This window comes from Paraburkholderia sp. BR13439 (genome assembly GCF_040948805.1).
In the GTDB taxonomy this organism is placed as follows: Bacteria; Pseudomonadota; Gammaproteobacteria; order Burkholderiales; family Burkholderiaceae; genus Paraburkholderia; species Paraburkholderia youngii.
In genome coordinates, this window is sequence record NZ_JBFPKN010000109.1 from 1 (window position 1) to 1,496 (window position 1,496).

At 66.5% G+C, this 1,496-nt stretch carries 3 protein-coding genes; all 3 read left to right on the top strand.

The features are described 5' to 3' along the window. The first annotated feature begins 41 nt into the window (after nucleotides 1-41). Nucleotides 42-1,040 (top strand): 1,2-phenylacetyl-CoA epoxidase subunit PaaA, encoded by a 999-nt coding sequence (gene paaA, locus AB3X96_RS42365; protein WP_368594393.1) that lies wholly within the window; start codon nucleotides 42-44, stop codon nucleotides 1,038-1,040. A gap of 36 nt (nucleotides 1,041-1,076) precedes the next feature. Beyond that, nucleotides 1,077-1,361 (top strand): 1,2-phenylacetyl-CoA epoxidase subunit PaaB, encoded by a 285-nt coding sequence (gene paaB, locus AB3X96_RS42370; protein ID WP_368594392.1) that lies wholly within the window; start codon nucleotides 1,077-1,079, stop codon nucleotides 1,359-1,361. Nucleotides 1,362-1,377: 16 nt separating this feature from the next. After that, a partial coding sequence (locus AB3X96_RS42375; RefSeq protein WP_368594394.1) for a Phenylacetic acid catabolic protein occupies nucleotides 1,378-1,496 on the top strand: 119 nt, incomplete at its 3' end.

The window sequence follows — 1,496 nt, forward strand, 5'->3', positions numbered from 1 at the left end:
TTTATACTGCGTCACATTGCCACTTCTTCTGGATGGTGCAGATGTACACCCAATCCCTCGATATCCCCGGCCACGTCGCCCCGCTGGACGCGGACGCGAATTCGCCCGAACAGGCGCGCTTCGACGCGGTCATGGCCGCCGACGGCAAGATCGAGCCGCAGGACTGGATGCCCGACGCCTACCGCAAAACGCTGGTGCGGCAGATCTCGCAGCACGCGCACTCGGAGATCGTCGGCATGCTGCCCGAGGGCAACTGGATCACGCGCGCGCCGAGCCTCAAGCGCAAGGCGATCCTGATCGCCAAGGTGCAGGACGAGGCCGGCCACGGGCTCTATCTGTATAGCGCCGCCGAAACGCTCGGCGTGTCGCGCGAGCAGCTGATCGACGCGCTGCACGCGGGCAAGGCCAAGTATTCGAGCATCTTCAACTACCCGACGCCCACCTGGGCCGACGTCGGCGTGATCGGCTGGCTGGTCGACGGCGCGGCGATCATGAACCAGATCCCGCTGTGCCGCTGCACCTACGGGCCGTACGCCCGCGCGATGATCCGCATCTGCAAGGAAGAGTCGTTCCACCAGCGCCAGGGCTTCGACGCGCTGCTCGCGATGATGGCCGGCACCGACGCGCAGCGCGAGCTCGTGCAGCAGGCGGTGAACCGCTGGTGGTGGCCGGTGCTGATGATGTTCGGCCCGAGCGACAGGGACTCGGTGCACAGCAACCAGTCGGCGCAATGGGGCATCAAGCGCATCACCAACGACGACCTGCGCCAGAAATTCGTCGACGCGACCGTCGAGCAGGCGAAGGTGCTCGGCGTCACGCTGCCCGATGCGCAGCTCAAATGGAACGCGGCGCGCGGCCACTATGACTATGGCGACATCGACTGGGCAGAGTTCTGGCGCGTCGTCAATGGCGACGGCCCGTGCAACCGCGAGCGCCTCGCCACGCGCGTGAAGGCCCATGCGGACGGCGCCTGGGTGCGCGAAGCCGCGCTCGCCCATGCCGACAAGCAGCGCCAGCGCGCGCAACAGCACGCCGCCTGAGCGGCACCGCACATCACAGGAATCAGGAGATCAGCAATGAACAGGGAATGGCCAATCTGGGAAGTGTTCGTGCGCAGCAAGCAGGGACTCGACCACAAGCACTGCGGCAGTCTGCACGCGGCCGACGCGCCGATGGCGCTGCGCATGGCGCGCGACGTCTACACGCGCCGCCAGGAAGGCGTGAGCATCTGGGTGGTGCCGTCCTCGGCGATCACCGCCTCGGCGCCCGACGAGAAGGCGGAGCTGTTCGAACCGGCGGGCGACAAGATCTATCGCCACCCGACGTTCTACACGCTGCCCGACGAAGTCAACCACATGTAAGCGCGCCATGACCACTCTGTCCATCACGCCCGAACATCTGCAGTACGTGCTGCGCCTCGCCGATACCGCGCTGATCCTCGGTCAGCGCAACAGCGAGTGGTGCGGCCACGGCCCGATCCTCGAAGAGGACATCGC